Annotated in this window: 23 protein-coding genes and 1 pseudogene; 16 read left to right on the top strand and 8 right to left on the bottom strand. The window is 53.9% G+C overall.

What is annotated here, in order from left to right; all coding sequences use genetic code 11:
- The first annotated feature begins 101 nt into the window (after positions 1-101).
- Complete coding sequence (locus tag C813_RS26240; RefSeq protein ID WP_017457474.1) at positions 102-2,285, top strand: YgiQ family radical SAM protein; 2,184 nt, start codon at positions 102-104, stop codon at positions 2,283-2,285.
- Between the two features lie 420 nt (positions 2,286-2,705).
- On the opposite strand, the gene dkgA is transcribed toward C813_RS26240, so the two are convergent.
- Complete coding sequence (gene dkgA / locus C813_RS26245) at positions 2,706-3,533, bottom strand: 2,5-didehydrogluconate reductase DkgA (protein WP_017457475.1); 828 nt, start codon at positions 3,531-3,533, stop codon at positions 2,706-2,708.
- 101 nt (positions 3,534-3,634) lie between these two features.
- On the bottom strand, positions 3,635-4,798 hold the full coding sequence (gene yqhD / locus C813_RS26250) for an alcohol dehydrogenase (RefSeq protein WP_017457476.1): 1,164 nt from the start codon (positions 4,796-4,798) through the stop codon (positions 3,635-3,637).
- 196 nt (positions 4,799-4,994) lie between these two features.
- Here yqhD and C813_RS26255 point away from each other — a divergent pair, with 196 nt between their 5' ends.
- Positions 4,995-5,894 carry an AraC family transcriptional regulator gene (locus tag C813_RS26255; protein ID WP_017457477.1) on the top strand — a complete coding sequence of 300 codons (900 nt, stop codon included), beginning with the start codon at positions 4,995-4,997 and terminating at the stop codon, positions 5,892-5,894.
- A gap of 34 nt (positions 5,895-5,928) precedes the next feature.
- On the opposite strand, the gene C813_RS26260 is transcribed toward C813_RS26255, so the two are convergent.
- Positions 5,929-6,588 (bottom strand): DedA family protein, encoded by a 660-nt coding sequence (locus tag C813_RS26260; protein WP_017457478.1) that lies wholly within the window; start codon positions 6,586-6,588, stop codon positions 5,929-5,931.
- 116 nt (positions 6,589-6,704) lie between these two features.
- Positions 6,705-7,892, bottom strand: coding sequence for a cystathionine beta-lyase (metC, locus tag C813_RS26265; RefSeq protein ID WP_017457479.1), 1,188 nt, complete (start codon positions 7,890-7,892; stop codon positions 6,705-6,707).
- Between the two features lie 251 nt (positions 7,893-8,143).
- Here metC and exbB point away from each other — a divergent pair, with 251 nt between their 5' ends.
- Together exbB and exbD are read left to right on the top strand one after the other, a co-directional pair.
- Positions 8,144-8,875 (top strand): tol-pal system-associated acyl-CoA thioesterase, encoded by a 732-nt coding sequence (exbB, locus tag C813_RS26270; RefSeq protein WP_017457480.1) that lies wholly within the window; start codon positions 8,144-8,146, stop codon positions 8,873-8,875.
- Positions 8,876-8,881: 6 nt separating this feature from the next.
- Entirely contained in the window at positions 8,882-9,307 is a 426-nt protein-coding gene (gene exbD, locus C813_RS26275; RefSeq protein WP_017457481.1) for a TonB system transport protein ExbD, read from the top strand.
- A 47-nt stretch (positions 9,308-9,354) separates the two neighbouring features.
- Here exbD and C813_RS26280 read toward each other — a convergent pair whose 3' ends face one another.
- The 3 genes from C813_RS26280 to C813_RS26290 all read right to left on the bottom strand — a co-directional run bounded on the left by C813_RS26280 (position 9,355) and on the right by C813_RS26290 (position 11,208).
- On the bottom strand, positions 9,355-10,251 hold the full coding sequence (locus tag C813_RS26280) for an SDR family oxidoreductase (RefSeq protein WP_017457482.1): 897 nt from the start codon (positions 10,249-10,251) through the stop codon (positions 9,355-9,357).
- A 116-nt stretch (positions 10,252-10,367) separates the two neighbouring features.
- Positions 10,368-10,811, bottom strand: coding sequence for a hypothetical protein (locus C813_RS26285; RefSeq protein ID WP_017457483.1), 444 nt, complete (start codon positions 10,809-10,811; stop codon positions 10,368-10,370).
- Positions 10,804-11,208, bottom strand: coding sequence for a hypothetical protein (locus tag C813_RS26290; protein WP_017457484.1), 405 nt, complete (start codon positions 11,206-11,208; stop codon positions 10,804-10,806). The genes C813_RS26285 and C813_RS26290 overlap by 8 nt, the downstream gene beginning before the upstream one ends.
- Positions 11,209-11,310: 102 nt before the next feature.
- Here C813_RS26290 and C813_RS26295 point away from each other — a divergent pair, with 102 nt between their 5' ends.
- Together C813_RS26295 and C813_RS26300 are read left to right on the top strand one after the other, a co-directional pair.
- The gene (locus C813_RS26295; protein ID WP_017457485.1) at positions 11,311-11,817 is read left to right on the top strand and encodes an ESA_00282 family adhesion-associated protein; all 507 of its coding nucleotides are present in this window, start codon (positions 11,311-11,313) and stop codon (positions 11,815-11,817) included.
- 87 nt (positions 11,818-11,904) lie between these two features.
- A complete protein-coding gene (locus C813_RS26300) occupies positions 11,905-12,399 on the top strand; it encodes a TIGR00645 family protein (RefSeq protein WP_017457486.1) in 495 nt (164 codons plus the stop codon).
- A gap of 42 nt (positions 12,400-12,441) precedes the next feature.
- Here C813_RS26300 and C813_RS26305 read toward each other — a convergent pair whose 3' ends face one another.
- The gene (locus tag C813_RS26305; protein ID WP_017457487.1) at positions 12,442-13,482 is read right to left on the bottom strand and encodes an aldo/keto reductase; all 1,041 of its coding nucleotides are present in this window, start codon (positions 13,480-13,482) and stop codon (positions 12,442-12,444) included.
- A 166-nt stretch (positions 13,483-13,648) separates the two neighbouring features.
- On the opposite strand from C813_RS26305, the gene yghX reads away from it, so the two are divergent.
- The 10 genes and pseudogenes from yghX to hypA all read left to right on the top strand — a co-directional run bounded on the left by yghX (position 13,649) and on the right by hypA (position 24,031).
- Positions 13,649-14,536, top strand: a complete 888-nt coding sequence (gene yghX / locus C813_RS26310; RefSeq protein WP_017457488.1) for a YghX family hydrolase — start codon at positions 13,649-13,651, stop codon at positions 14,534-14,536.
- Between the two features lie 991 nt (positions 14,537-15,527).
- Positions 15,528-17,177: a methyl-accepting chemotaxis protein gene (locus C813_RS26315; RefSeq protein ID WP_017457489.1), complete on the top strand. Its 1,650-nt coding sequence runs from the start codon at positions 15,528-15,530 to the stop codon at positions 17,175-17,177.
- A 68-nt stretch (positions 17,178-17,245) separates the two neighbouring features.
- Positions 17,246-17,533: a DUF2623 family protein gene (locus C813_RS26320; protein WP_025263833.1), complete on the top strand. Its 288-nt coding sequence runs from the start codon at positions 17,246-17,248 to the stop codon at positions 17,531-17,533.
- Between the two features lie 241 nt (positions 17,534-17,774).
- Complete coding sequence (gene hybO / locus C813_RS26325) at positions 17,775-18,893, top strand: hydrogenase 2 small subunit (protein ID WP_017457491.1); 1,119 nt, start codon at positions 17,775-17,777, stop codon at positions 18,891-18,893.
- Positions 18,894-18,895: 2 nt separating this feature from the next.
- Positions 18,896-19,872: pseudogene (gene hybA / locus C813_RS26330) on the top strand (hydrogenase 2 operon protein HybA).
- Positions 19,862-21,034, top strand: coding sequence for a Ni/Fe-hydrogenase cytochrome b subunit (hybB, locus tag C813_RS26335; protein WP_017457493.1), 1,173 nt, complete (start codon positions 19,862-19,864; stop codon positions 21,032-21,034). The pseudogene hybA and the gene hybB overlap by 11 nt, the downstream one beginning before the upstream one ends.
- The gene (hybC, locus tag C813_RS26340; protein ID WP_017457494.1) at positions 21,031-22,734 is read left to right on the top strand and encodes a hydrogenase 2 large subunit; all 1,704 of its coding nucleotides are present in this window, start codon (positions 21,031-21,033) and stop codon (positions 22,732-22,734) included. The genes hybB and hybC overlap by 4 nt, the downstream gene beginning before the upstream one ends.
- Entirely contained in the window at positions 22,734-23,231 is a 498-nt protein-coding gene (locus C813_RS26345; RefSeq protein WP_017457495.1) for a HyaD/HybD family hydrogenase maturation endopeptidase, read from the top strand. Before hybC ends, C813_RS26345 begins: the two co-directional genes overlap by 1 nt.
- Positions 23,221-23,700 carry a hydrogenase-2 assembly chaperone gene (hybE, locus tag C813_RS26350; RefSeq protein ID WP_025263835.1) on the top strand — a complete coding sequence of 160 codons (480 nt, stop codon included), beginning with the start codon at positions 23,221-23,223 and terminating at the stop codon, positions 23,698-23,700. Before C813_RS26345 ends, hybE begins: the two co-directional genes overlap by 11 nt.
- Positions 23,693-24,031 carry a hydrogenase maturation nickel metallochaperone HypA gene (gene hypA / locus C813_RS26355; RefSeq protein ID WP_017457497.1) on the top strand — a complete coding sequence of 113 codons (339 nt, stop codon included), beginning with the start codon at positions 23,693-23,695 and terminating at the stop codon, positions 24,029-24,031. The genes hybE and hypA overlap by 8 nt, the downstream gene beginning before the upstream one ends.
- The last annotated feature ends 5 nt before the right edge of the window (positions 24,032-24,036 follow it).

Genomic DNA, 24,036 nt, shown 5'->3' on the forward strand with positions numbered 1-24,036 from the left:
CGCGCTTATCAGGCCTTGACAAAATCCTCCTTCATTTCGTGCAAGTTTACGGCGTATAATCGCCGCCCTTTGATGATTTTTTTACCACTTTTGGAAGCAAGATGAGCGCAATATCCCTGATCCAACCGGATCGTGACCTTTTCTCATGGCCCCAGTACTGGGCGGCCTGCTTCGGCCCCGCGCCGTTTTTGCCGATGTCGCGCGAAGAGATGGATCAACTTGGCTGGGATAGCTGCGACATCATTCTGGTGACGGGCGATGCCTATGTCGACCACCCGAGTTTCGGCATGGCCATTTGCGGCCGTATGCTGGAAGCACAGGGCTTTCGCGTTGGCATCATCGCCCAGCCGGACTGGAACAGCAAAGACGACTTTATGCGTCTCGGTAAACCGAACCTGTTTTTCGGCGTGACCGCCGGCAACATGGACTCGATGATCAACCGCTACACCGCCGATCGTAAGCTGCGCCATGACGATGCCTACACGCCGGATAACGTCGCCGGTAAACGCCCGGATCGCGCGACGCTGGTTTATACCCAGCGCTGTAAAGAGGCGTGGAAAGATGTGCCGGTGATCCTCGGCGGTATCGAAGCCAGTCTGCGCCGTACCGCGCATTATGATTACTGGTCTGATACGGTGCGCCGATCGGTGCTGATCGATGCCAAAGCTGACATGCTAATGTTCGGCAACGGCGAGCGCCCGCTGGTGGAAGTGGCGCACCGCCTCGCTGCCGGTGAACCAATCGGTGAAATCCGCGACGTGCGTAACACCGCGATCATTGTCAAAGAAGCGCTGCCGGGCTGGAGCGGTGTGGATTCCACGCGTCTTGATACGCCGGGCAAAATCGATCCGATTCCGCATCCTTACGGCGACGATCTGCCGTGCGCCGATAACAAACCGGTTGAGCCAAAAGCGCAGGAAGCAAAACGCGTTACCGTTCAGCCGCCGCGCCCGAAACCGTGGGAAAAAACCTACGTGCTGCTGCCTTCTTTTGAGAAGGTGAAAGCTGATAAAGTGCTCTACGCGCACGCGTCACGCATTCTGCACCACGAAACGAACCCCGGTTGCGCCCGTGCGCTGCTGCAAAAGCATGGCGATCGTTATATCTGGATTAATCCTCCGGCGATCCCGCTGTCGACCGAGGAGATGGACAGCGTTTTTGCGCTGCCTTACAAGCGCGTGCCGCACCCGGCGTACGGTAACAGCCGTATTCCGGCCTACGAGATGATCCGCTTCTCGATTAACATCATGCGCGGCTGCTTTGGTGGCTGTTCTTTCTGCTCGATCACTGAGCATGAAGGGCGCATTATCCAGAGCCGCTCCGAAGACTCGATCATCAACGAGATCGAAGCGATTCGTGACACGGTGCCCGGTTTTACCGGCGTTATCTCCGATCTTGGCGGCCCAACCGCCAACATGTATATGTTGCGCTGTAAATCACCGCGCGCTGAACAGACGTGTCGTCGTCTCTCCTGTGTTTATCCGGATATCTGTCCGCACATGGACACCAACCACCAGCCAACGATCGATCTCTATCGTCGCGCCCGCGATCTGAAAGGTATCAAGAAGATCCTGATCGCTTCAGGCGTGCGTTACGATCTGGCGGTGGAAGATCCGCGCTATGTGAAAGAACTTGCGACGCACCACGTCGGTGGTTATCTGAAGATTGCCCCGGAGCATACCGAAGAGGGGCCGCTGTCGAAAATGATGAAACCGGGAATGGGCAGCTACGACCGCTTTAAACAGCTGTTCGACACCTATTCTAAAGAGGCGGGTAAAGAGCAGTATCTGATCCCGTACTTTATCTCCGCGCACCCCGGTACGCGCGATGAAGATATGGTGAACCTGGCGCTGTGGCTCAAGCGTCACCGTTTCCGCTTAGATCAGGTGCAGAACTTCTACCCGTCACCGCTGGCTAACTCGACGACCATGTATTACACCGGGAAAAACCCGCTGTCGAAGATCGATTACAAGAGCGAAGAGGTGGTGGTGCCGAAAGGGGATAAACAGCGCCGCCTGCATAAAGCGCTGCTGCGTTATCACGATCCGGCTAACTGGCCGCTGCTGCGCCAGGCGCTGGAAGCGATGGGCAAAAAGCACCTGATTGGTTCACGCCGTGAATGCCTGGTGCCAGCGCCGACGCTTGATGAAATGCGCGAAGCGCGTCGCCAGAATCGCCAGTCGCGCCCGGCATTAACCAAGCACACGCCGATTGTGCATCAGCGCAGCAACGGCAAAAACATCGCCGCTGCGCCAGCGAAGAAAAAAGCCTCACGCGTGCGTTAAGCACATAAAAATCCCGGCGAGATGCAGGGATTTTTGTTTATGGAGGTTGGATATTGAGTTCTTTCTCGCATTTACACGTCTGTTTTTTTGAGATTGATCGTGCTGCGATGGGTATGTTCCCGCTGAAATCGGCGAACCGAAGAGTAAATGACAGGTCTGGACGGCAGGGAAGGCGACCAGAGGCGAACCGAGGCAGGATGTCGAGTCGAGCCGACCGCAGTCAGATACTCGGGAGGAGAGCGTAGTGCGAAGCACCGATTTTCCGCGGGGCCGCAGGGATTGATAAGGGGGGCGCGGTGCCCCCCTTATCCCGTTCACTGTATGTGTGCTTTCTGAAACTATAAAACTGTAAGTGAACGGAACGATACTTCAAATGCGTCATATAGATTGGGTTCAGATATCTGGCATGAGCCTTAAAACTTAACCCCCGAACTGATCTGGATCCGGGCCCAGCCGTTTACCGGCATCCAGTTTGGCGATCTCCGCCAGCTCGTCTTTATCCAGGCGGAAATCCCAGACGTTAAAGTTCTCGGCGATACGCGCCGGGGTGACCGATTTCGGGATCACCACCAGGCCACTATCAAGGTGCCAGCGGATCACCACTTGAGCAGGCGTTTTGCCGTATTTATCTGCCAGATCGCGAATAATTTTCTGATCAAACACCCCTTCGCCTCCCTGTGCCAGCGGGCTCCAGGACTCGGTCTGGATTTTATGCGTCGCGTTCCAGGCATGCAGTTGGCGTTGTTGCATCAACGGGTGCAGTTCGATTTGGTTGATGACCGGGATCACGCTGGTTTCATCAATGATCTTTTGCAGATGGTGGATCTCGAAATTACACACGCCGATACTTTTTACCAGCCCCTGTTTTTGCAGCTCGATCATACTTTGCCAGGCCTCAACGTAATGATCGATAGCCGGAACCGGCCAGTGCATCAGATAGAGATCGACGTAATCCAGTTGTAGCTTTTTCAGGCTGGTTTTCAGCGCTTCGGCGGGATGTTTTTGATCGTCATTCCACAGCTTGGTGGTGATAAACAACTCCTCACGCGGTACGCCTGCGCTGGCTAAGGCTTTGCCAACGCCCTCTTCGTTCTTATAGGCGGCGGCGGTATCAATGGAGCGATATCCCACCTCCAGCGCCTTTTGGATAGCGGTTATCACTTCCTCGTTGCTCGCTTTCCACACGCCAAGACCCAGTTGCGGCATCAGGTTGCCGTCAGAAAGCTTAATCACGGTTGGATGTGTCATGCATTTCTCCTTTGAATAAGCTTACCGGGACGAGCCCGGTAAGGTGATGTGCATTAAGTGTGGTCGAAAAACCCAAAAACGGAAGGCGGGGCAATGAGACCTTAGCGTGCCGCTTCGTAAATACGACGGCTCACATCGAGCGTGATATCCTGGCGTTCGCCCAGTTTTGTCATGCCATGCTCTTCCAGTTTCGCCAGCAGCGCCGGAATAGAACTGCCATCCAGGCCATAACCTGAAAGGCGGGTCGGAACGCCCATCTGCTCGAAGAAGTTGCGCGTGGCTTCAATCGCCGCGTCGATACGCTCGTTCTCAGAACCTTCTTTGATGTTCCAGACGCGCTCTGCGTATTGCAGCAGTTTTTCGCGTTTGGTATCGCGTTTCTCATTCCACAGCGCAGGCAGAACCACAGCCAGCGTCTGGGCGTGATCAAGACCATGCATCGCCGTCAGTTCATGACCCAGCATGTGCGTGGCCCAATCCTGCGGCACACCCGCACCAATCAGACCATTCAGGGCTTGTGTCGCCGCCCACATCACGTTGGCACGGACGTCGTAGTTTTCCGGCTCCTGCAACGCTTTCGGGCCTTCTTCAATCAGCGTCAGCAGAATGCCTTCGGCAAAGCGATCCTGGATTTTGCCATCGACCGGATAAGTGACGTACTGCTCAACGGTATGAACAAAGGCGTCAACCACGCCATTCGCCACCTGGCGTGGCGGCAGGGTATAGGTGTAGACCGGGTCCAGCACCGCGAAGACCGGCTGAACGAACGGGGAGTGGAACGCTTGTTTGTCGCCAGTCGCTTTACGTGACACCACTGCGCCTGCGTTGGACTCGGAACCGGTCGCCGGCAGCGTCAGCACGGAACCCATGGGGAGCGCGCTTTTAATTTCGCCACCGCGCGTTTGCAGGATATGCCACGGATCAATGCCATCAGCATAATGAGCCGCCGCGGCGATAAACTTAGTGCCGTCCAGCACGGAACCGCCGCCGACCGCCAGCAGGAAGGTGATGTTTTCGTCTTTAACGACCTGTACCGCTTTCATCAGCGTTTCGTAGGTCGGGTTCGGTTCGATGCCGCTGAATTCACGCACATCCAGCCCTTGCAGCGCGCTGTAAACCTGGTCGAGCACGCCGTTTTTCTTCACGCTGCCGCCACCGTAGGTGATCAGCACACGTGCGCCAGTCGGGATTTGCTCACGCAGATTGGCAATGGCACCTTTGCCGAACAGGATGCGGGTCGGGGTATGCAGATTAAAATTGTTCATTGCTCGTTCCCTTCTTATTGAGGTGAAAAAAGAGTGTGGCGGTGATTTGCCCAATGGCAATTATTGTGGGCGCGGGCTGGCGCGCTCTCAATGCACATTCCTGCCGATGTCTTGCCTGTTTCTCCTTGTGACTGGAGAAAAAGCACAAAAGTTTGCACACTGTACGGGTCGAAATAGCCTGCCGGAGTGGCGAGAAATGAAGCGTGAAGAGATTTGCCTGCAGCTCACTGAAAAGATTAAGCGATTGAAAGTGAATGAAAATAGGCTCAATGCACTGCTGCCGGATATCCGCTTGCTGTACGGCACTCAGCCGGGAACCCGTACACCGGTGATGTACCAGCCTGGCATCGTTTTTCTCTTTTCCGGGCACAAAATTGGTTATATCAATGAAAGAGTCTTTCGTTATGACACCAATGAATATTTACTGCTGACCGTGCCGCTGCCGTTTGAGTGTGAAACCTTCGCCACGCCGGAAGTGCCGCTGGCGGGGATCCGTTTGAATGTCGATATCCTCCAATTGCAGGAGCTGCTAATGGATATCGGCGAAGATGAGCATTTTCGCCCGGATGTGGCGGCAAGCGGCATTAACTCGGCGGTGTTATCGGAAGAGATCCTCTGTGCCGCTGAGCGTTTGCTGGATGTGATGGAGCGCCCGCTGGACGCGCGTATTCTCGGCAAACAGATTATCCGCGAAATGCTTTACCACGTGCTAACCGGGCCGCGCGGCGGGGCGCTGCTGGCGTTAGTCAGCCGCCAGACGCACTTCAGCCTGATAAGCCGCGTGCTCAAACGTATCGAAAGCCAGTACACGGAAAATCTCAGCGTTGACCAACTGGCGGCGGAAGCCAATATGAGCGTCTCGGCGTTTCACCATAACTTTAAATCGGTGACCAGCACCTCGCCGCTGCAATACCTGAAAACCTACCGCCTGCACAAAGCGCGGATGTTGATGGTGCACGATGGCATGAAAGCCGGGGCGGCGGCCATGCGCGTTGGCTATGAAAGCCCGTCGCAATTTAGCCGTGAGTTTAAGCGCTATTTTGGTCTGACGCCGGGAGAAGATGTGGCGAGAATTCGCATGATGCAGGGAATGTAAGACTTCCCCTCTTCATGGCGAAGAGGGAAAAGCGTTACGCGTTGCAGTACTTTTTCTTCAGCACTACCGTGACCGCGCCAACCAGGCCGACAACCAGCAGGAACACCGGCAGCAGCATAAGAAAGGTCATCACCTGATCTTCATGGCGTTTCACAAACGGGATCATGCTAATGGCGTAGCCCAGCGAGGTCACCGCGCCGACCCACAGTAGCCCGCTCAGCCAGTTAAATATCTGGAAACGGCGGTTAGAGAGGCCGGAGATGCCCGCCATCGTTGGCAGCAGGGTGCGGATAAAGGCGAGGAAACGCCCCGCCAGCAATGCCAGCAGACCGTGGCGGTCAAACATATAAGTTGCCCGCTCGTGATATTTCACCGGCAACTGCGAGAGCCAGCTTTTCACCACGCGCGTATTCCCAAGCCACTTGCCCTGGATATAGCTCAGCCAGCAGCCGAGACTGGCAGCGGAAGTGAGGATGGCTAACGTCGCGACGAAATCCATGCAGCCGCGCGCAATCAGCGCACCGGCCAGCAGCAGTAAACTGTCACCGGGTAAAAACGAAGCAGGAAGCAGGCCGTTTTCTAAAAAGAGGGTGGCAAACATTACTAAATAAACAACACCCACAACATGTGGATTTGCCAGCGCAGCAAAGTCGTGATGCCAGAGCGCAGCAATAATATCTTGAATAACAGCCATGGACTTTCCCGTGGAACCGCGTAGAGGAGGCTATTGTACTCCAGTTCGCCTGAAACACCTTGATCGGGGCGCAAGAAACGGAGAATTTTCTGAATACTTACGCCCGTACGCCTGGTTTACACGATGCGCTGAAAGCCCGCCACTAAATCCTCAACCAGATCGTCAACATTCTCTAAACCAATGTGCACCCGGATTAATGTGCCGGTGAAATCCACGTCACCGTCCGGGCGAATCGCCGCCAGTTGTTCCGGCTGGTTGGCAAGAATCAACGATTCATAACCGCCCCACGAGTACGCCATGCTGAACAGCGAGAAATGGTCGAGGTAGTTGGCTAACTCTTCATTGCTTAAGCGCTTATTCAGCACAAACGAGAACAAGCCGCTGCTGCCAGTAAAATCCCGTTTCCAGAACTCGTGGCCTTTGCTGCCGGGAAGCGCCGGGTGATTCACGCGCGCCACCTGCGGATGTGCCGCCAGCCATTCGGCAATTTTCAGGCTGCTTTCGTGGTGCTGACGCAGACGAACGCCCAGCGTGCGCAGGCCGCGGCTGGTCATATACGCCGTGTCGGCATCCACCATTTGCCCCATCAAATAGGCGTTTTCGCGCAGTTGTTCCCAACAGCGGGCGTTGGAAACCGCCGTACCGATCATGCCGTCGGAGTGGCCAATCAGGTATTTGGTTGCCGCCTGAATCGAGATATCAATATCGAACTCCAGCGCCTTGAACAGCACGCCCGCCGCCCAGGTGTTGTCGATCATGATGATCGCGTCTGGCGCAACGCTTCGCACCGCCTGCACAATCGCCGGAACATCATGGACTTCCATGGTGATTGAGCCGGGCGATTCCAGGAACACCACTTTGGTGTTCGGCTGAATCAACCGCACGATGCTGGAACCGATCATCGGGTCGAACCAACTGGTGGTGACGCCCAGTTTGGCGAGAATTTTGGTGCAAAAATCCTGGCTGGGTTCATAGGCGGTGTTGGTCATCAACACGTGATCGCCTTGTTCAACAAATGCCAGGATGGTGTTTGCCACCGCCGCAGCGCCACAGGGGAAAAGCGCGCAGCCCGCGCCGCCTTCCAGTTCACACATCGCGTCTTGCAGCGAAAAGTGCGTGAGCGTGCCGCGACGGCCGTAAAACAGCTCGCCGTTGGCGCGGTTACGCGTCGCGTGTTTTTTGGCTTCAACGGTGTCGAATACCAGTGAAGAGGCGCGCTGGATAACGCTATTCACCGACCCTTGCGTGTATTTTTTGCTGCGCCCTGCGTTAACCAGAGCGGTATCAAGATGCTTTGCTGTCATTCTCGCTCAACCTGTTTTTATACGTCTGGATGTCCAGACTACCATGATTGTTGGCGGATGCCTCGCAGTGTTATGCCGGTGAGTGAATTTTTTCCAGAAAATGTTCAATGGTGTCTGTTTACTGCGTAAGCGCAAAGAAAATGACTTTTAATTCAGGCACTCTGCAAATACTAATGAGAACTACTATCAATTCGACGACTTTTTGATATCATGGCGCACAGATTTTGTGATTTGCGTCTCGGAGATACACTGTGGGTAATAATTTGATGCAGACGGATCTATCCGTGTGGGGCATGTACCAGCATGCCGACATCGTTGTGAAGGTGGTGATGATCGGCCTGATTCTGGCGTCTGTCGTCACGTGGGCGCTTTTCTTCAGCAAAAGCGTTGAGATGATTTCACACAAGCGCCGCCTCAAGCGTGAGCAGCAGCAGTTGGCTGATGCCCGCACTCTGGATCAGGCGAGTGAAATTGCTTCCGCTTTCCACGCGCGTAGCCTGAGCACAATGTTGATCAACGAAGCCCAGAACGAACTGGAGTTATCCGCAGGCAGCGAAGATAACGAAGGTATTAAAGAGCGCACCGGTTTTCGTCTGGAACGTCGCGTTGCCGCCACCGGTCGCCATATGGGGCGCGGGAATGGTTATCTGGCAACGATTGGCGCGATCTCGCCATTTATTGGTCTGTTTGGTACCGTTTGGGGCATCATGAACAGCTTCATCGGTATTGCGCAGACGCAAACCACCAACCTCGCGGTTGTCGCGCCGGGCATCGCGGAAGCGCTGCTGGCAACGGCTATCGGCCTGGTTGCTGCTATCCCGGCGGTGGTGATTTACAACATCTTCGCCCGTATGATCGGCAGCTATAAAGCGACCCTCGGCGATGTTGCCGCGCAGGTTCTGCTGCTGCAAAGCCGCGATCTGGATCTGGCTGCCAGCAACGCTCAGCCGGTTCGCACCGCGCAAAAATTACGAGTAGGTTGATTCGTCATGGCAATGCGTCTTAATGAAAACCTGGACGATAACGGCGAAATGCACGAAATCAACGTCACGCCGTTTATCGACGTGATGTTAGTGCTGCTGATTATCTTTATGGTGGCCGCGCCGCTTGCCACGGTTGATGTGAAAGTTAACCTGCCGGCATCGACCAGCCAGCCGCAACCGCGCCCGGAAAAACCGGTTTATCTGTCGGTAAAAGCAGATAACACCATGTTTATTGGTAACGATCAGGTTACCGATGAAACGATGGTTAACGCGCTGAATACGCTAACCGAAGGTAAAAAAGACACTACTATCTTCTTTCGCGCGGATAAAACCGTGGATTACGAAACGATGATGAAGGTGATGGATACGCTGCATCAGGCGGGATATCTGAAGATCGGTCTGGTGGGCGAAGAAGTCGCGAAAGCGAAGTAACGCGAACACAATAAAAAAGCTGGCGGATGCCAGCTTTTTTATGCCTGTTATCCAAGATGTTCGCCGCCCGTCACGCCATGCACTTCGGCGGTGACGTAGCTTGATTCCTGGCTCGCCAGATAGACATAAATCGGTGCCAGTTCCGCAGGCTGCCCGGCACGCTTCATTGGCGTTTGCTGACCAAACTGCGGCAGTTTCTCCTGCGGCTGACCCCCGGCAATTTGCAACGCTGTCCAGATTGGTCCTGGTGCGACGATATTAACGCGAATGCCTTTTTCCGCGACCTGCTTCGCCAGTCCCCGGCTGTAATTGAGGATTGCCGCCTTGGTTGAGGCGTAGTCCAGCAGATGTGTACTCGGTTGATATGCCTGAATAGACGATGTGGTAATAATGCTCCCGCCCGCTGGCAGCAGCGGCACGGCTTCCTGGGTTATCCAGAACAGCGCAAAAACGTTAACGGTGTAGGTTTGGGTAAATTGCTCTGTCGTCAGGTTGGCAATCTCTTCCACGGCAGTCTGTTTACCCGCCACTAGCGCCAGAATATCCAGCCCGCCAAGCTGCTCTTTTGCCTTGTGCGGCAAAGAGCGGGCAAAAGACTCATCGGTCAGGTCACCGGGAATTAACACCGCTTTGCGCCCGGCGGCTTCGATTTGCGCTTTCACCTGCTGCGCGTCTTCCTCTTCCGCAGGCAAATAGTTGATGGCGACATCTGCGCCTTCGCGCGCATAAGCAATAGCCGCTGCGCGGCCAATGCCGGAATCGCCGCCGGTCACCAGCGCTTTGCGATCTTTTAGCCGCCCGCTACCGACATAACTGTTCTCGCCGCAGTCGGGAACGGGATCCATCTTCGACTGTATGCCTGGCGTTGGTTGCCGCTGTTTCGGGTATTCGCCAGTGTAATACTGCGTGGTGGGATCCTGCATTTTCGTCTGGTTATTCGCCATTACGTACCCTCCATATCGGTTGTTGAGTACTTAAGGGTAGAAGCCTGAGCTGAAAATGCAGACTAATTCAGGATTATCTTGAGGCGAAGGTGTACAAGCGCAGGAGAGGGAAAGGGCTATTTGGTGTTTGCGGCTTGCTTCGCCGCCGCTTCTTCTTCCAGTGCCACGGTTGTGACATTCGAGGTACGATATTCGCCATCGCTTAGTTTGCGGCTCAGGCGTAACGTCGCGGTTTCGCGGCTCAGAATGTACTGATAGTTCGCTTCCAGGCGCCCCATGATTTTGTCCCGCAGCTCCGGTTTTTGCGCGATGATGGCTTCGATGACGGCGCCATAAATCTCTTCTTTCACCTGCAGGGGATAGATTTCGCGACGGTTCTGCCATTTCAGGCGTACCAGCGCCGCAGGAATAGAAATCAGTTCACGCGCGATTCGCTGAATAGTTTCGTTTTTACTTAATATCAGGGCTTCTTTATTTTGCTTTAAGATAAATTCGTCACTTTTTTTCTCTTCTAAAGCTAAATAAACGTTATTATTATCGACCTCTTTCACGTTATTCATCCCCGAACTTATAAAACATTGGTGTATCTTTTTCTCGGGTAATGAGATTAAGCCAAATCTCATTACCTGCTTCATTTATTTGCTGAGTTTTATCCGCAATTATTTGGCTTAATGTTTGGGCATCTATCTCGCCTTCCGCTTGTAAATCATTAAGTAAACGCGCGAAAGTCTCGATTTTTACCACACGCAATAGCCGCTCTTTTATATGGCGGTCGCGTTCTTCCAGCAGCATATTTCTCGACTGCCCGGTACGGCTGGCATTCGCTAATATATCGTTAGCATGTTCAGCGAGTGTTCTTTTACCCTGAGTTAAATTAGGCTCTTTTCCTTCTTCTCCAGGCTTGGTTTCAACGGCAGAAATGTGAAATCGTGCCGGGACAAGATTCTCGGGAAGCATTTCCAATGTCCTTTAATATCAACAGGGAAGAGGGTGTTCAGGCGTGAGGTTCGTTGACAATATCATGGCGCACTTTTAAAATCAAAAAAAAGGAGCCTGCTCATGAACAGTATTTTTTATTCTGTTATTGCTTTATTGCTGCTGACGGGCGGCGTTCTTTTATTGATGCGTGAGTACAATAAAAAAGCTCCCCTTAGTGAAATTGACAATCCGCCTTTACCACCGCAACCGTTGTCAAAAGAGGAAGGGGAAGATCATTTCTCCGCGTTAATGAATGCGATTACTCCAGTGTGGTACTGGCGCGTTAATCATGAATATATAGATTTTCTTCATGCGACAATTAAGCGCATGAATATGGCTGAATTAAATAGTACGCCTGGGTTATTTGAAGCGCAGCGTCGCTGTAGCGATCTCAATTCAGCGGTGTATAAGTATTACGACAATATAAAAAAGCGCTGCGTAAATGGTGAAAAAGTACCGCATTCGGATCTGGATGTGCTCAACCTGCGTCAGTGTTTTCGTGAATTCAGTATGGAAGCGTATCCGGCGCTGGTCGTGCTGGTGTGGCCTGAGAACCAACGACCGTGGGTCAACCCCGAAGAGGTGTAGTGCCGTGTTGCTTTAGTGTTGCAAATTGTTTGCCCGGCTGGGATATACTGAGCGCCGGTTTAGCAATCTGAAGAGACTTTACGCAACATGGAACGCTTTCTGGAAAACGCAATGTACGCTTCGCGCTGGTTGCTCGCCCCGGTTTACTTCGGCCTCTCTCTCGCCCTGCTTGCGCTGACGGTAAAATTCTTCCAGGAGATTTTTCACGTCCTGCCCAATATCTTCAATCTGGCGGAAGCGGATCTGATCCTGACGCTGCTGTCGCTGGTGGATATGACGCTGGTGGGGGGGTTGCTGGTGATGGTGATGTTTTCCGGCTATGAAAATTTTGTCTCACAGCTCGATATCGCTGAGCATAAAGAGAAGTTGAACTGGCTTGGCAAAATGGACGCCACATCGCTGAAAAACAAAGTGGCGGCGTCGATTGTCGCCATTTCGTCGATTCATCTGCTGCGCGTATTTATGGATGCCAAAAACGTCCCGGATAACAAACTAATGTGGTATGTGATTATCCACCTGACGTTTGTACTTTCCGCTTTTGTGATGGGCTACCTGGACCGATTAACTCGCCACCAACACTGAGTGCATTGCCGGGCCGCGTTCTGCCGCCCGGCATTACCTTTTTTACTTATCCGAAGAAGCCTGCCACAGATTCAGCTCACCATCGGCAATGTGTTTGTCGATCTGCGCTAACTCCTCACTGCTGAAACTCAGGTTGTTCAGTGCCTGAACGTTCTCTTCAATCTGTTCCGGACGGCTTGCGCCAATCAGCACCGACGTGACTCGCGCATCTTTTAACAGCCAGCTCAGCGCCATTTGCGCCATCGACTGACCGCGGCGTTGTGCCATGTCATTGAGCAAGCGCAAGCTGTTGAGGTTGCTCTCTGTCAGCATCTTTTCCGTCAGGCCACGCACTTTTTTGCCTTCACGCTGCATGCGTGAACCTTCCGGAATACCGTTCAGGTATTTGCCGGTTAATAGCCCTTGCGCCAGCGGAGTAAAGGCAATGCAACCCACGCCATTATCTTCCAGCGTATCCAGCAGGCCGGTTTTATCCACCCAGCGGTTCAGCAAGTTGTAAGAGGGTTGATGGATAAGCAGCGGGATTTTCCATTCGCGCAGCAGCGCCGCCATTTGCTGTGTGCGCTCGGTGGAATAGGAAGAGATGCCGACATACAGCGCCTTACCGCTCTGCACCGCCTGCGCCAATGCGGATGCCGTCTCTTCCATGGGCGTTTTTTCATCAACCCGATGCGAATAAAAGATATCAACGTACTCAACGCCCATCCGCTTCAGACTCTGATCGAGGCTGGCGAGCAGGTACTTGCGTGAACCGCCGGAACCGTACGGCCCTGGCCACATATCGTAACCGGCTTTGGTGGAGATAATGATCTCGTCGCGGTATGCGGCAAAATCCTCACGTAACAAGCGGCCAAAATTCTCCTCCGCGCTGCCTGCTGGCGGCCCGTAGTTATTGGCTAAATCAAAGTGGGTAATGCCGAGGGAAAATGCTTTGCGCAGCAAGGCGCGCTGTGAGTCCAGGGCGTGCCCGTGACCAAAACTGTGCCACAAACCGAGCGAAAGCGCGGGCAGTTGTAGGCCGCTTTTGCCGCAGTACCGGTACTGCATCTGTTCGTAGCGATTCGGGTTGGCGAAACCAGGCATGATGTCTCCTTTCTTTTTAATCTTATCGATGAAAATTCGAAACAACGTTTCTATCTTACGTCTGTTTTCTGCACATCAAAAGATGAGGTTGTGTCTGGATGTTTTTTGAGCGAAAAGCGGAGCGCTATGCTTTGCTTAGAGAGACATAAAAAGAGGGAGATAACCGATGACACGTTTAACGGCGAAAGATTTTCCACAGGAATTGCTTGATTACTACGACTACTACGCGCACGGCAAGATCAATAAGCGTGAATTTTTACAGCTGGCGGGCAAATATGCGGTTGGCGGCATGACGGCGCTGGCGCTGTTCAACTTGTTGAAACCGAACTACGCGCTGGCAACGCAAGTGGAATTCACCGATCCGGACATTCACCCGGAATATATCACTTACCCGTCGCCGAACGGGCACGGCGATGTGCGCGGCTACCTGGTCACACCGACAAAAGCGCAGGGCAAAGTGTCGGCAGTGGTGGTGGTACATGAAAACCGTGGGTTAAACCCGTATATCGAAGATGTGGCTCGCCGCGTCGCCAAAGCGGGTTATATAGCGCTGGCACCGGATGGTTTAAGCTCTGTGGGCGGCTATCCAGGTAACGATGATGAAGGTCGCGCATTGCAGCAGAAAGTTGCCCCGACAAAGCTGATGAATGATTTTTTTGCCGCCATCGAGTTTATGCAAAAACACCCGCAGGCGAGCGGCAAAGTGGGGATCACTGGTTTTTGCTATGGCGGCGGCGTGTCAAACGCGGCGGCGGTGGCTTACCCGGAGCTGGCGTGCGCGGTGCCTTTTTATGGTCGGCAACCTCCGGCAGCGGACGTGGCGAAAATCAACGCGCCGCTGTTGCTGCATTACGCTGCGCTGGACAAGAACATCAACGAAGGCTGGCCGGCCTATGAGCAGGCGTTAAAGGCCAGGCAAAAAGTTTATGAAGCGTGGATTTATCCCGGCGTTAACCACGGTTTTCACAACGATTCGACGCCGCGCTACGATAAAGCCGCTGCCGAATTGGCCTGGCAACGCACCCTGGATTGGTTCAAAACGTATCTCACTTAGCGGCTGCTGCACAGGCAGGGATGCCGGAAAACATAAAAAAGCTGAATATTTCGCATTGGGTTTGTTTATCAATGTAATTTCACGCCATAAGCAATACTTACCAGGTTTTTACGTCAGAAAAACAGGGGGGTTTATAATTAATGCAATGCTCTTGGTTTTCTGGCTTTTCCTGGCAGGCAAAAAAGCGTCTTTAATTTACCTTTGGCACCCGTTCTTTCTGCGAAAATTCCTGGGAATACGGCTAAAAAAACGGCGCGAGCAAAATCGTTGCGGGCTATTCATAATATTTATCAATGTATACAAAAATAATCATCTGTGGAGGTTTTGTTACCGCACTCATTGCATGACCTGGCAACGTGCGTGAGTCGTAGCACCTCTGCAGGCCTTAATCTGATTGGGTTTTAACATGTTGCCCGGTATCATTATCTGCCTGGGTATCGGGTTGTGTTGCATAAAAAAACATCTTTTTTAACATCACTTCACAAGCATTTAAAGCTTGCTTAACTCTTATTTTTTTAACTTTTTCAGCGAATGATTAGTGATATTTATCGGTGTTTTTCAAATGGCGATAATAACCATTCTCGCTATGTTAAAGCGTGCTTTTTATATCGTTACCTAATGCCATCTTTATTTGTTAATTATTGTTTTTAATTTTATGGCACAATGGTTTAATAATTGGGTGTCTTTACTGTTGCCATATTTATGGTCGTTTTGATAATAAAATATTAAATGAAAATATCGTTCAGTATTAGTGTGTTATGCTGTTATTAGTTAACGTATTGCGTCGGCATCAACCGCATTTACGGTGAAATAAAGTTAGCAGAATAATCGTTTTGACAGCGACTTAAGTGGCAGAAGAAAGAGAAAAGGTCAACGCTGTTTTCATACAAAAAATTTTGGGCGGACATTTAATATTTTCCGCACCTTGCCGATAAATGGAGATAACTCTCGCCCGCAGGCGAGAAAGCACCATTACCGCAAGGACAATATTATGAATATGCTTCGTAACTTTACTATACGAGCCGTGATGCTGGTGATCCTCGGGATCTTCGGCGTGCTATGGTCTGGCGTCGGCTTGTATAGCGTTTTTTCTCTGTCAAAAGTCGCTGATGGCAATGAAGTTGATCGTCAGCTTGTGACGCAAATGACCCTTCTTAGCCAGGGTAATGATCAGTACTTCCGATTCGTTACCCGTCTTAGCCGTGTAATGGAAGCCAAAGCTGCGGGTGGCACGCCAGATATGGCACCAGTGCAACAGGCGCTGGATACCATGTCGCGTAAATTGACGGAGTTTAAAGCCGTATCGCCAGGCCCGATGGATCCTAAAGTATCCGAACAAGTGATTACCGCCTGGCAGGCGCTGCTGGATCAAGGGGTAACTCCGCAGATGCAACTGGCACAGCAAGGTACGCCGGACGCGTACCGCCAGCAGGCCAATAATGTCACGCCGGGTTTGAGCCGCAGCTTCGGTACGGCGACGGAAAGCTTTAATAAAGCGGCCAGCAACAGCCTGGATGAAACGCGCGTGATGGTTGATGCGCGCACCAGCACCACGCGTGTCGCGATTATTACAGCGATGGTGATTGGCTTGTTAATTCTGCTGTTCACCGACCGCTATCTGGTCGCCATGCTGGTGAAACCGCTGAACCGTATTCGTGCGCACTTCGGTCTGATGGCGCAGGGCGATCTCAGCCAGCCGCTGGAAGATATGGGACGTAACTGCGTGGGTCAGGTGATCCCGCTGCTGTTAGCCATGCAGGATAGCCTGCGTGAAGCGGTGAGCAGCATCCGCCATGGCAGCGAGAATATCTGGCGCGGCGCGTCCGAGATCTCCACCGGTAATAACGATCTCTCTTCCCGCACGGAAGAGCAGGCCGCCGCGCTGGAACAAACCGCTGCCAGCATGGAAGAGCTGACCTCAACGGTAAAACTGAACGCGGATAATGCCAACCAGGCAAGCGAACTGGCAGAAGTGGCGTCGACCACCGCCAGCAAAGGTGGCGCGCTGGTAAAAGAAGTCATCAGCACAATGGATGGCATCTCTGACAGCTCGAAGAAAATCGCCGAAATCACCAACGTGATTAACAGCATCGCCTTCCAGACCAACATTCTTGCGCTTAACGCCGCCGTGGAAGCTGCGCGTGCGGGTGAGCAAGGTCGTGGTTTCGCGGTGGTAGCGGGTGAAGTTCGTAACCTCGCCAGCCGCAGTGCCGGCGCGGCGAAAGAGATCGAAACGCTAATCGCGGATTCTGTTTCCCGCGTAGAGAAAGGCGCGAAACTGGTCAATGACACCGGCACCACCATGGAAAGCATTCTGCGTGCGGTGCGAGAAGTGACCACCATTATGAAAGAGATTGCTTCTGCGACGGATGAACAGAGCAAAGGTATTTCTCAGGTGGGCGTGGCAATTACCCAGATGGACAGCGTAACGCAGCAGAACGCCGCGCTGGTGGAGGAAATTTCCGCCGCCGCCGCAGCGCTGGAGCGCCAGACTGAAGAGTTGCAGCGTTCCGTGCAGCAGTTCCGCCTTTCCAGTGACGAGCAGCAGAAACCTGCGGCTACCGCACTGGTGAAACCGGATTTATCACGCGGAGCACCGCGTAAAGCGGCAACGTCTTCGGATGAGTGGGTCGCGTTTTAATCAGCGCTATCACCGCCACGAAAGATCGTTATATAATTTTTTATATATCGTTTGTGGGGGTGATAACGATGGACAACCATTTTGGTAAAGGCTTGATGGCCGGGCTGAATGCGGCACAGGCGGACAGCGCCAGTAACGTGGCGCATTTCTGCCCGGACTATAAGCGTGGTTTTGTACTCGGGTTTTCGCATCGTATGTTTGAAAAAACGGGCGATCGTCAACTCAGCGCGTGGGAAGCTGGCATTCTTACGCGTCGCTACGGGCTGGATAAGGATATGGTGATGGATTTCTTTCGCGAGAGTCACTCCAGCACTGTGATCCGATTTTTTATGGCGGGTTACCGCCTCGAAATCTAAAAATAAGCTTTGCTCACAATGCCGTTCTCTTTTGTGAAGGTCACTTTTGTCGAGGGTGACTTTCATTTTTTTTGCCGTTTTGTGCCCCTAAACCCCTCGTTTTTCTGTGACTACTGCAACACTCTCCGGCTTTTTGCATAATACCCTTGTTTTTTATGTGATTATTTGTCGGGGCGATCGCAGCATTCATCTGCCAAATAGGTGGAGAATAATCCTAGTCCAGGCTAAGGGATAACAATAAATGGCAGGAGAGAACCAACAATTTGCGTCTCATGGCGTGAGCCGTCGTGATTTTATGAAACTGTGTGCTGCACTGGCGGCGACCATGGGGTTAAGCGGTAAGGCCGCTGCCGAAATGGCCAAAGCGGTCAGCCATCCTCAGCGTCCACCCGTCATCTGGATTGGCGCGCAGGAGTGCACAGGCTGTACTGAATCACTGCTTCGCGCGACGCACCCCACCGTAGAAAACCTTGTGCTGGAAACCATTTCGCTGGAATACCACGAAGTGCTTTCCGCCGCGTTTGGTCACCAGGTTGAAGAGAATAAACACCGGGCACTGGAGCAGTATAAAGGCCAGTACGTGTTGGTGGTTGATGGCTCGATTCCGATGAAAGACGGCGGGGTTTACTGCATGGTCGCCGGCGAACCGATTGTCGACCATATTCGTAAAGCGGCGGAAAACGCGGCGGCGATTATCGCTATTGGTTCCTGCGCCGCCTGGGGCGGCGTGGCGGCGGCGGGCGTCAACCCGACCGGCGCAGTCAGCCTGCAAGATGTGCTGCCTGGCAAAACGGTAATTAACATTCCCGGCTGCCCGCCAAACCCACAAAACTTTCTTGCCACCGTGGCGCATATCATCACCTTCGGCAAACCTCCGGCGCTTGACGCCAAAAACCGTCCCCGCTTTGCCTATGGGCGCTTGATTCATGAGCACTGCGAACGTCGGCCGCATTTTGATGCCGGGCGTTTTGCGAAAGCATATGGCGATCAGGGGCATCGCGAAGGCTGGTGCTTGTATCACTTAGGCTGCAAAGGCCCGGAAACCTGGGGCAACTGCTCAACGTTGCAGTTTTGCGATGTGGGCGGTGTCTGGCCGGTTGCCATTGGTCACCCATGCTATGGCTGCAACGAAGAGGGGGTTGGTTTTCACAAAGGCATCTCCCAGCTTGCGCATGTGGATAACCCGACGCCGCGCGCCGAGAAACCAGACGTCAACCTGAAAGAGGGCGGTACCGTGTCGGCAAGCGCTGTCGGTTTGCTGGGCGGCGTCGTAGGCCTGGTGGCGGGTGTCGGCGTGATGACTGTGCGTGAACTGGGTCGCCAGCAGAAGAAAAACGACACGGATTCACAGGGAGACTAGCCGTGAACAGACGTGATTTTCTCAAGGTGGCGTCCGGCGGGGCGCTGCTGGTGGGGGATCGTCCGCGAGTTTTGCCGCTGCGCAAAACCGCCCGCCGATTCCCGGCGCGCTGGGGATGTTGTACGACTCCACGCTCTGTGTCGGTTGTCAGGCCTGTGTGACGCGTTGCCAGCAAATTAACACGCCGCAGCGCAACCCACAGGGCGAGCAAACCTGGTCGAATAACGACAAACTTTCGCCCTATACCAACAACATTATTCAGGTCTGGCACAGCGGCAGCGGGGAAAACAAAGACCAGCTGCGCGACGGCTACGCCTATATCAAAAAGCAGTGCATGCACTGTGTGGATGCCAACTGTGTTTCCGTCTGCCCGGTGCAGGCACTGAAAAAAGACGCCAAAACCGGCATTGTTCATTACGATGCCAGCGTCTGTACCGGTTGCCGCTACTGCATGGTCGCCTGTCCGTTCGATGTGCCGAAGTATGACTACAACAACCCCTTCGGCGCACTGCATAAATGCGAACTCTGTAACCAGAAAGACGTGGCGCGCCTGGATAACGGCGAACTGCCCGGTTGTGTGGAAGTGTGCCCGGCGGGCGCGGTAATTTTCGGCACGCGCGAAGAACTGCTCGCCGAAGCCAAAAAACGTCTCGCGATGAAACCCGGCTCTGAATACCGCTACCCGCGCCAGACATTGAACGCTAACGATACCTATCTGCATAACGTGCCCAGCTACTACCCGCATCTGTACGGCGAGAAAGAGGGCGGCGGCACGCAGGTGCTGGTGCTAACCGGCGTTCCTTATCAGGAACTGGGGTTGCCGGAGCTGGATGACCTGGCAACCGGCGCACGTTCCGAGCATGTTCAGCACACGGTGTACAAAGGCATGATGTTGCCGCTTGCCGTGCTGGCGGGGTTAACGGCACTGGTGCGCCGCAATACGCGGGACAAGCATGACGGAGGCGATCATGAGTCATGATCCACAAGCGATGGGCGGCAAACTGCTGAGTAAACCGGTGCTGCTGTTCGCCCCGCTGATCGTGCTATGCGCGATCTTTATCCTCAAGCGTTTGATCTTCGGGCTCGGATCGGTCTCGGATCTGAACGGAGGTTATCCGTGGGGGATCTGGATTGCGTTTGACTTGCTGATCGGCACCGGCTTTGCCTGTGGCGGCTGGGCGCTGGCGTGGGCAGTGTATGTCTTTAACCGGGGCGACTATCACCCGCTGGTGCGCCCGGCGCTGCTGTGCAGCCTGTTCGGTTATTCGCTGGGCGGCTTGTCCATCACCATTGATGTCGGGCGTTACTGGAACCTGCCTTACTTCTATATTCCCGGCCATTTCAACGTCAATTCAGTGCTGTTTGAAACCGCGGTCTGTATGACGATTTACATCGGCGTGATGGCGCTGGAGTTCGCCCCGGCACTGCTGGAAAGGCTCGGCTGGAAGGTTTCGCTGCGCCGTCTCAATAAAGTGATGTTTTTCATCATCGCGCTTGGCGCGCTGCTGCCGACCATGCACCAGTCGTCGATGGGTTCGTTGATGATTGCCGCCGGATATAAGGTTTACCCGCTGTGGCAGAGCTATGAAATGCTGCCGGTTTTCTCGCTGCTGACCGCGTTTATTATGGGCTTCTCGATTGTCATTTTCGAAGGCTCCTTAATGCAGGCCAGCCTGCGCGGTAACGGGCCGGATGAAAAACGTCTGTTTAGCAAATTGATCAACATCCTGAGTGTGCTGTTAGCGCTGTTCCTGGTGCTGCGGTTGGGAGAGATCACGTGGCGTGACAAATGGCAGTACGCCTTCGCTGGTGATTTTTACAGCCTGATGTTCTGGCTGGAAATGGCGCTGCTGGCTTTGCCGCTGCTGATCCTGCGCGCGCCGCGTCTGCGTCGTGATTCCCGCTTTTTGTTCCTGGGCGCGTTGAGCATGCTGCTCGGCTGTGCGCTGTGGCGGCTCTCTTATTCGCTGTTGGCCTTTAATCCCGGCAACGGCTACCACTACTTCCCGGCAGCGGAAGAGTTATTGATTTCCATCGGTTTTGTGGCAATTGAAGTCTGTGCGTACATCTTACTGATACGTCTGTTGCCGATTATTCCTCCGTTAAAAACATCTGCGCGACATGAGGCGAGTAAAGCATGAGTCAACGTATCACCATTGATCCGGTCACCCGTATTGAGGGTCATTTACGCATTGATTGCGAAATTGAAAACGGCGTTGTATCAAAGGCCTGGTCGTCAGGAACCATGTGGCGCGGGATGGAAGAGATTGTCAAAAACCGCGATCCGCGCGACGCATGGATAATCATGCAGCGCATTTGCGGCGTTTGTACAACAATCCACGCCATCGCCTCGGTGCGGGCGGTAGAAAGTGCGCTGGAGGTGAAGGTGCCGCGCAACGCCCAGTACATCCGTAACATCATTCTGGCCGCCCACTCGATTCACGATCATATCGTCCATTTCTATCAGCTTTCGGCGCTCGATTGGGTCGATATCACCAGCGCGTTGAATGCCGACCCGGCGAAAGCCGCCGCGCTGTTACAGGGGATTTCCGACTGGCCGCTTAACAGCGAAAACGACTTTAAAGCGGTGCAAGATAAGATCAAAGCGCTGGTCGCCAGCGGCCAATTGGGTATTTTTGCCAACGGCTACTGGGGACATCCGGCAATGAAGTTGCCGCCGGAAGTAAACCTGATTGCCGTCGCCCACTACTTGCAAGCGCTGGAGTGTCAGCGCGACGCTAACCGCATTGTCGCGCTGCTTGGCGGTAAATCGCCGCACATTCAGAATCTGGCGGTGGGCGGGGTTGCCAACCCGATCAATCTTGATGGCATCGAAGTGCTGAACCTTGAACGCCTGATGTACCTCAAGTCGTTTATCGACAAGCTGGAAGGGTTTATCGAGCAGGTTTATAAAGTCGACACGGCGGTGATTGCGGCGTTTTACCCGGAATGGCTCACGCTGGGTAAAGGCGCGGTGAACTACCTGAGCGCGCCAGAATTCCCCATCGATGCCAACAACGGCAGCTTCCTGTTCGCTGGCGGATACATCGAAAATGCCGATCTTACGACCTACCGGGAAATCAACACCCACACCGATCCTTTCCTGATCAAAGGCATTCAGGAGAGCGCGAAACACGCCTGGTATAAAGACGACGCGCCGCAGGAGCCGTGGCAGGGTACTACGCTGCCGCAGTACACCGGCTGGCAGGAAGAGGGCAAATATTCCTGGGTTAAATCACCCACCTTTTACGGCAAAACGGTCGAAGTGGGGCCGCTCGCCAATATGCTCTGCAAGCTGGCGGCGAAACACCCGGCAACGACGGAGAAATTGCACGATATCACCGCCATTTACCAGAAACTCACCGGCAAAACGGTAGCGGTGGAGCAACTGCACTCTACGCTGGGGCGCATTATCGGCCGCACGGTGCATGCCTGCGAGTTACATCAGGTGTTGCAGCAGCAGTATCAGGCACTGATAGACAATATCGGTAAAGGCGATGTGCAAACTATCACCCATACGGAGATCCCGACCAGCGGCGAGTTTAAAGGTGTCGGCTTCCTTGAAGCGCCGCGCGGCATGCTCTCCCACTGGATCGTTATCAAAGGCGGCAAAATCGATAACTACCAGGCCGTAGTGCCGTCAACCTGGAACGCCGGGCCACGTAACTTCAACGACGACGCCGGGCCGTACGAGCTGTCACTGGTGGGGACGCCAATCGCCGATCCGCAAAAACCGCTGGAAGTGGTGCGCACCGTTCACTCGTTCGATCCCTGTATGTCGTGCGCGGTACACGTGGTGGATGCCGATGGCAACGATGTGGTGTCGGTGAAGGTGCTGTGATGTCGATTTTAGTGTTAGGCGTGGGCAACATTTTGCTCACCGATGAAGCGATTGGCGTGCGGGTGGTGGAAACGCTTGAACAGCGTTACCGCCTGCCGGAGCATGTTGAGGTGCTGGATGGCGGCACGGCAGGTATGGAACTGCTTGAGGCGATGGCTAACCGCGATCATCTGATCATCGCCGATGCGGTGGTCAGCCGCAAAAGCGAGCCGGGTGCAGTAATTTGCCTGCGTGATGACGAAGTACCAACGTTGTTCAGCAATAAAATTTCGCCGCACCAGTTGGGGTTATCGGATGTGCTGTCGGCGCTGCGTTTTACCGGGGAGTTTCCGAAAAAACTGACGCTGATTGGTGTTATTCCGTCCTCGCTGGAGCCGCATATCGGCATGACGCCGCTGGTGGAGGCGAGCCTGGATACCGCGCTACAGGCCGTGCTGGCGGCACTGCGTGAATCCGGCGTGGAGCCTGTTTTACGAGAGACCGAACATGCAGGATGAGGTGATGGGGTTCGACATTTCGCCGCACCGCGAAGTGCAGGCGGCCTTTATGACGATTGCAGAGCAGGAGATGCATGGTCTGCCGTTTGTCCATGCAACCATGCCGGTGTATGTCACGCCGTTCACCCGCTTTGAAGAACAGTGGCTGGGCTGCGTGCTGACGCCGTGGATGCTGAGCGTACAAATCTATCCCGGCCCGCAGCAGTGTTGGCCTCGCCGCCCGGTGAGCCAGCGGCTGGGGCTGCGATTGCCTTATGGCGAAATGACCTTTACCGTCGGCGAATTACCCGCGTTGGGGCAATACCTGAGCTGCTCGCTAATGTCGCCGCTGGATCGGGAATTGTCTGTTGATGCTGGCATCGCGCTTGCCGATAACTGCCTGAAAATGGCGCTCTCGTTGCCGGTCACCGATGCCGCGCTAAGCCGTCGCGCGTTGCTGCAAGGGCTGCGGGACAAAGCGCATGCATGAGTTATCCCTGTGCCAGAACGCGGTGGAGATCATTGAACAGCAGGCGCGGCAAAATGGCGCGAAGCGTGTGACGGGCGTATGGCTGGAAGTGGGCGCGCTGGCCTGTGTGGAAGAGAGCGCGCTGCGGTTTGGTTTTGATATCGCCTGCCGCGAGACGCTGGCGCAGGGCTGCACATTGCATATTCTGCATAAGCCGGCGCAAGCCTGGTGCTGGAACTGTAGCCAGACGGTGGAAACCGAGCGGCACGATGAATGCCCGCTCTGCCACTGCCCGACACTGCATATTGAGCGCAGCGACGGTGTGCAGATCAAAAGTATCGAAGTGGAGTAAAGCAA

It is taken from the genome of Kosakonia sacchari SP1, assembly GCF_000300455.3.
GTDB lineage: Bacteria > Pseudomonadota > Gammaproteobacteria > Enterobacterales > Enterobacteriaceae > Kosakonia > Kosakonia sacchari.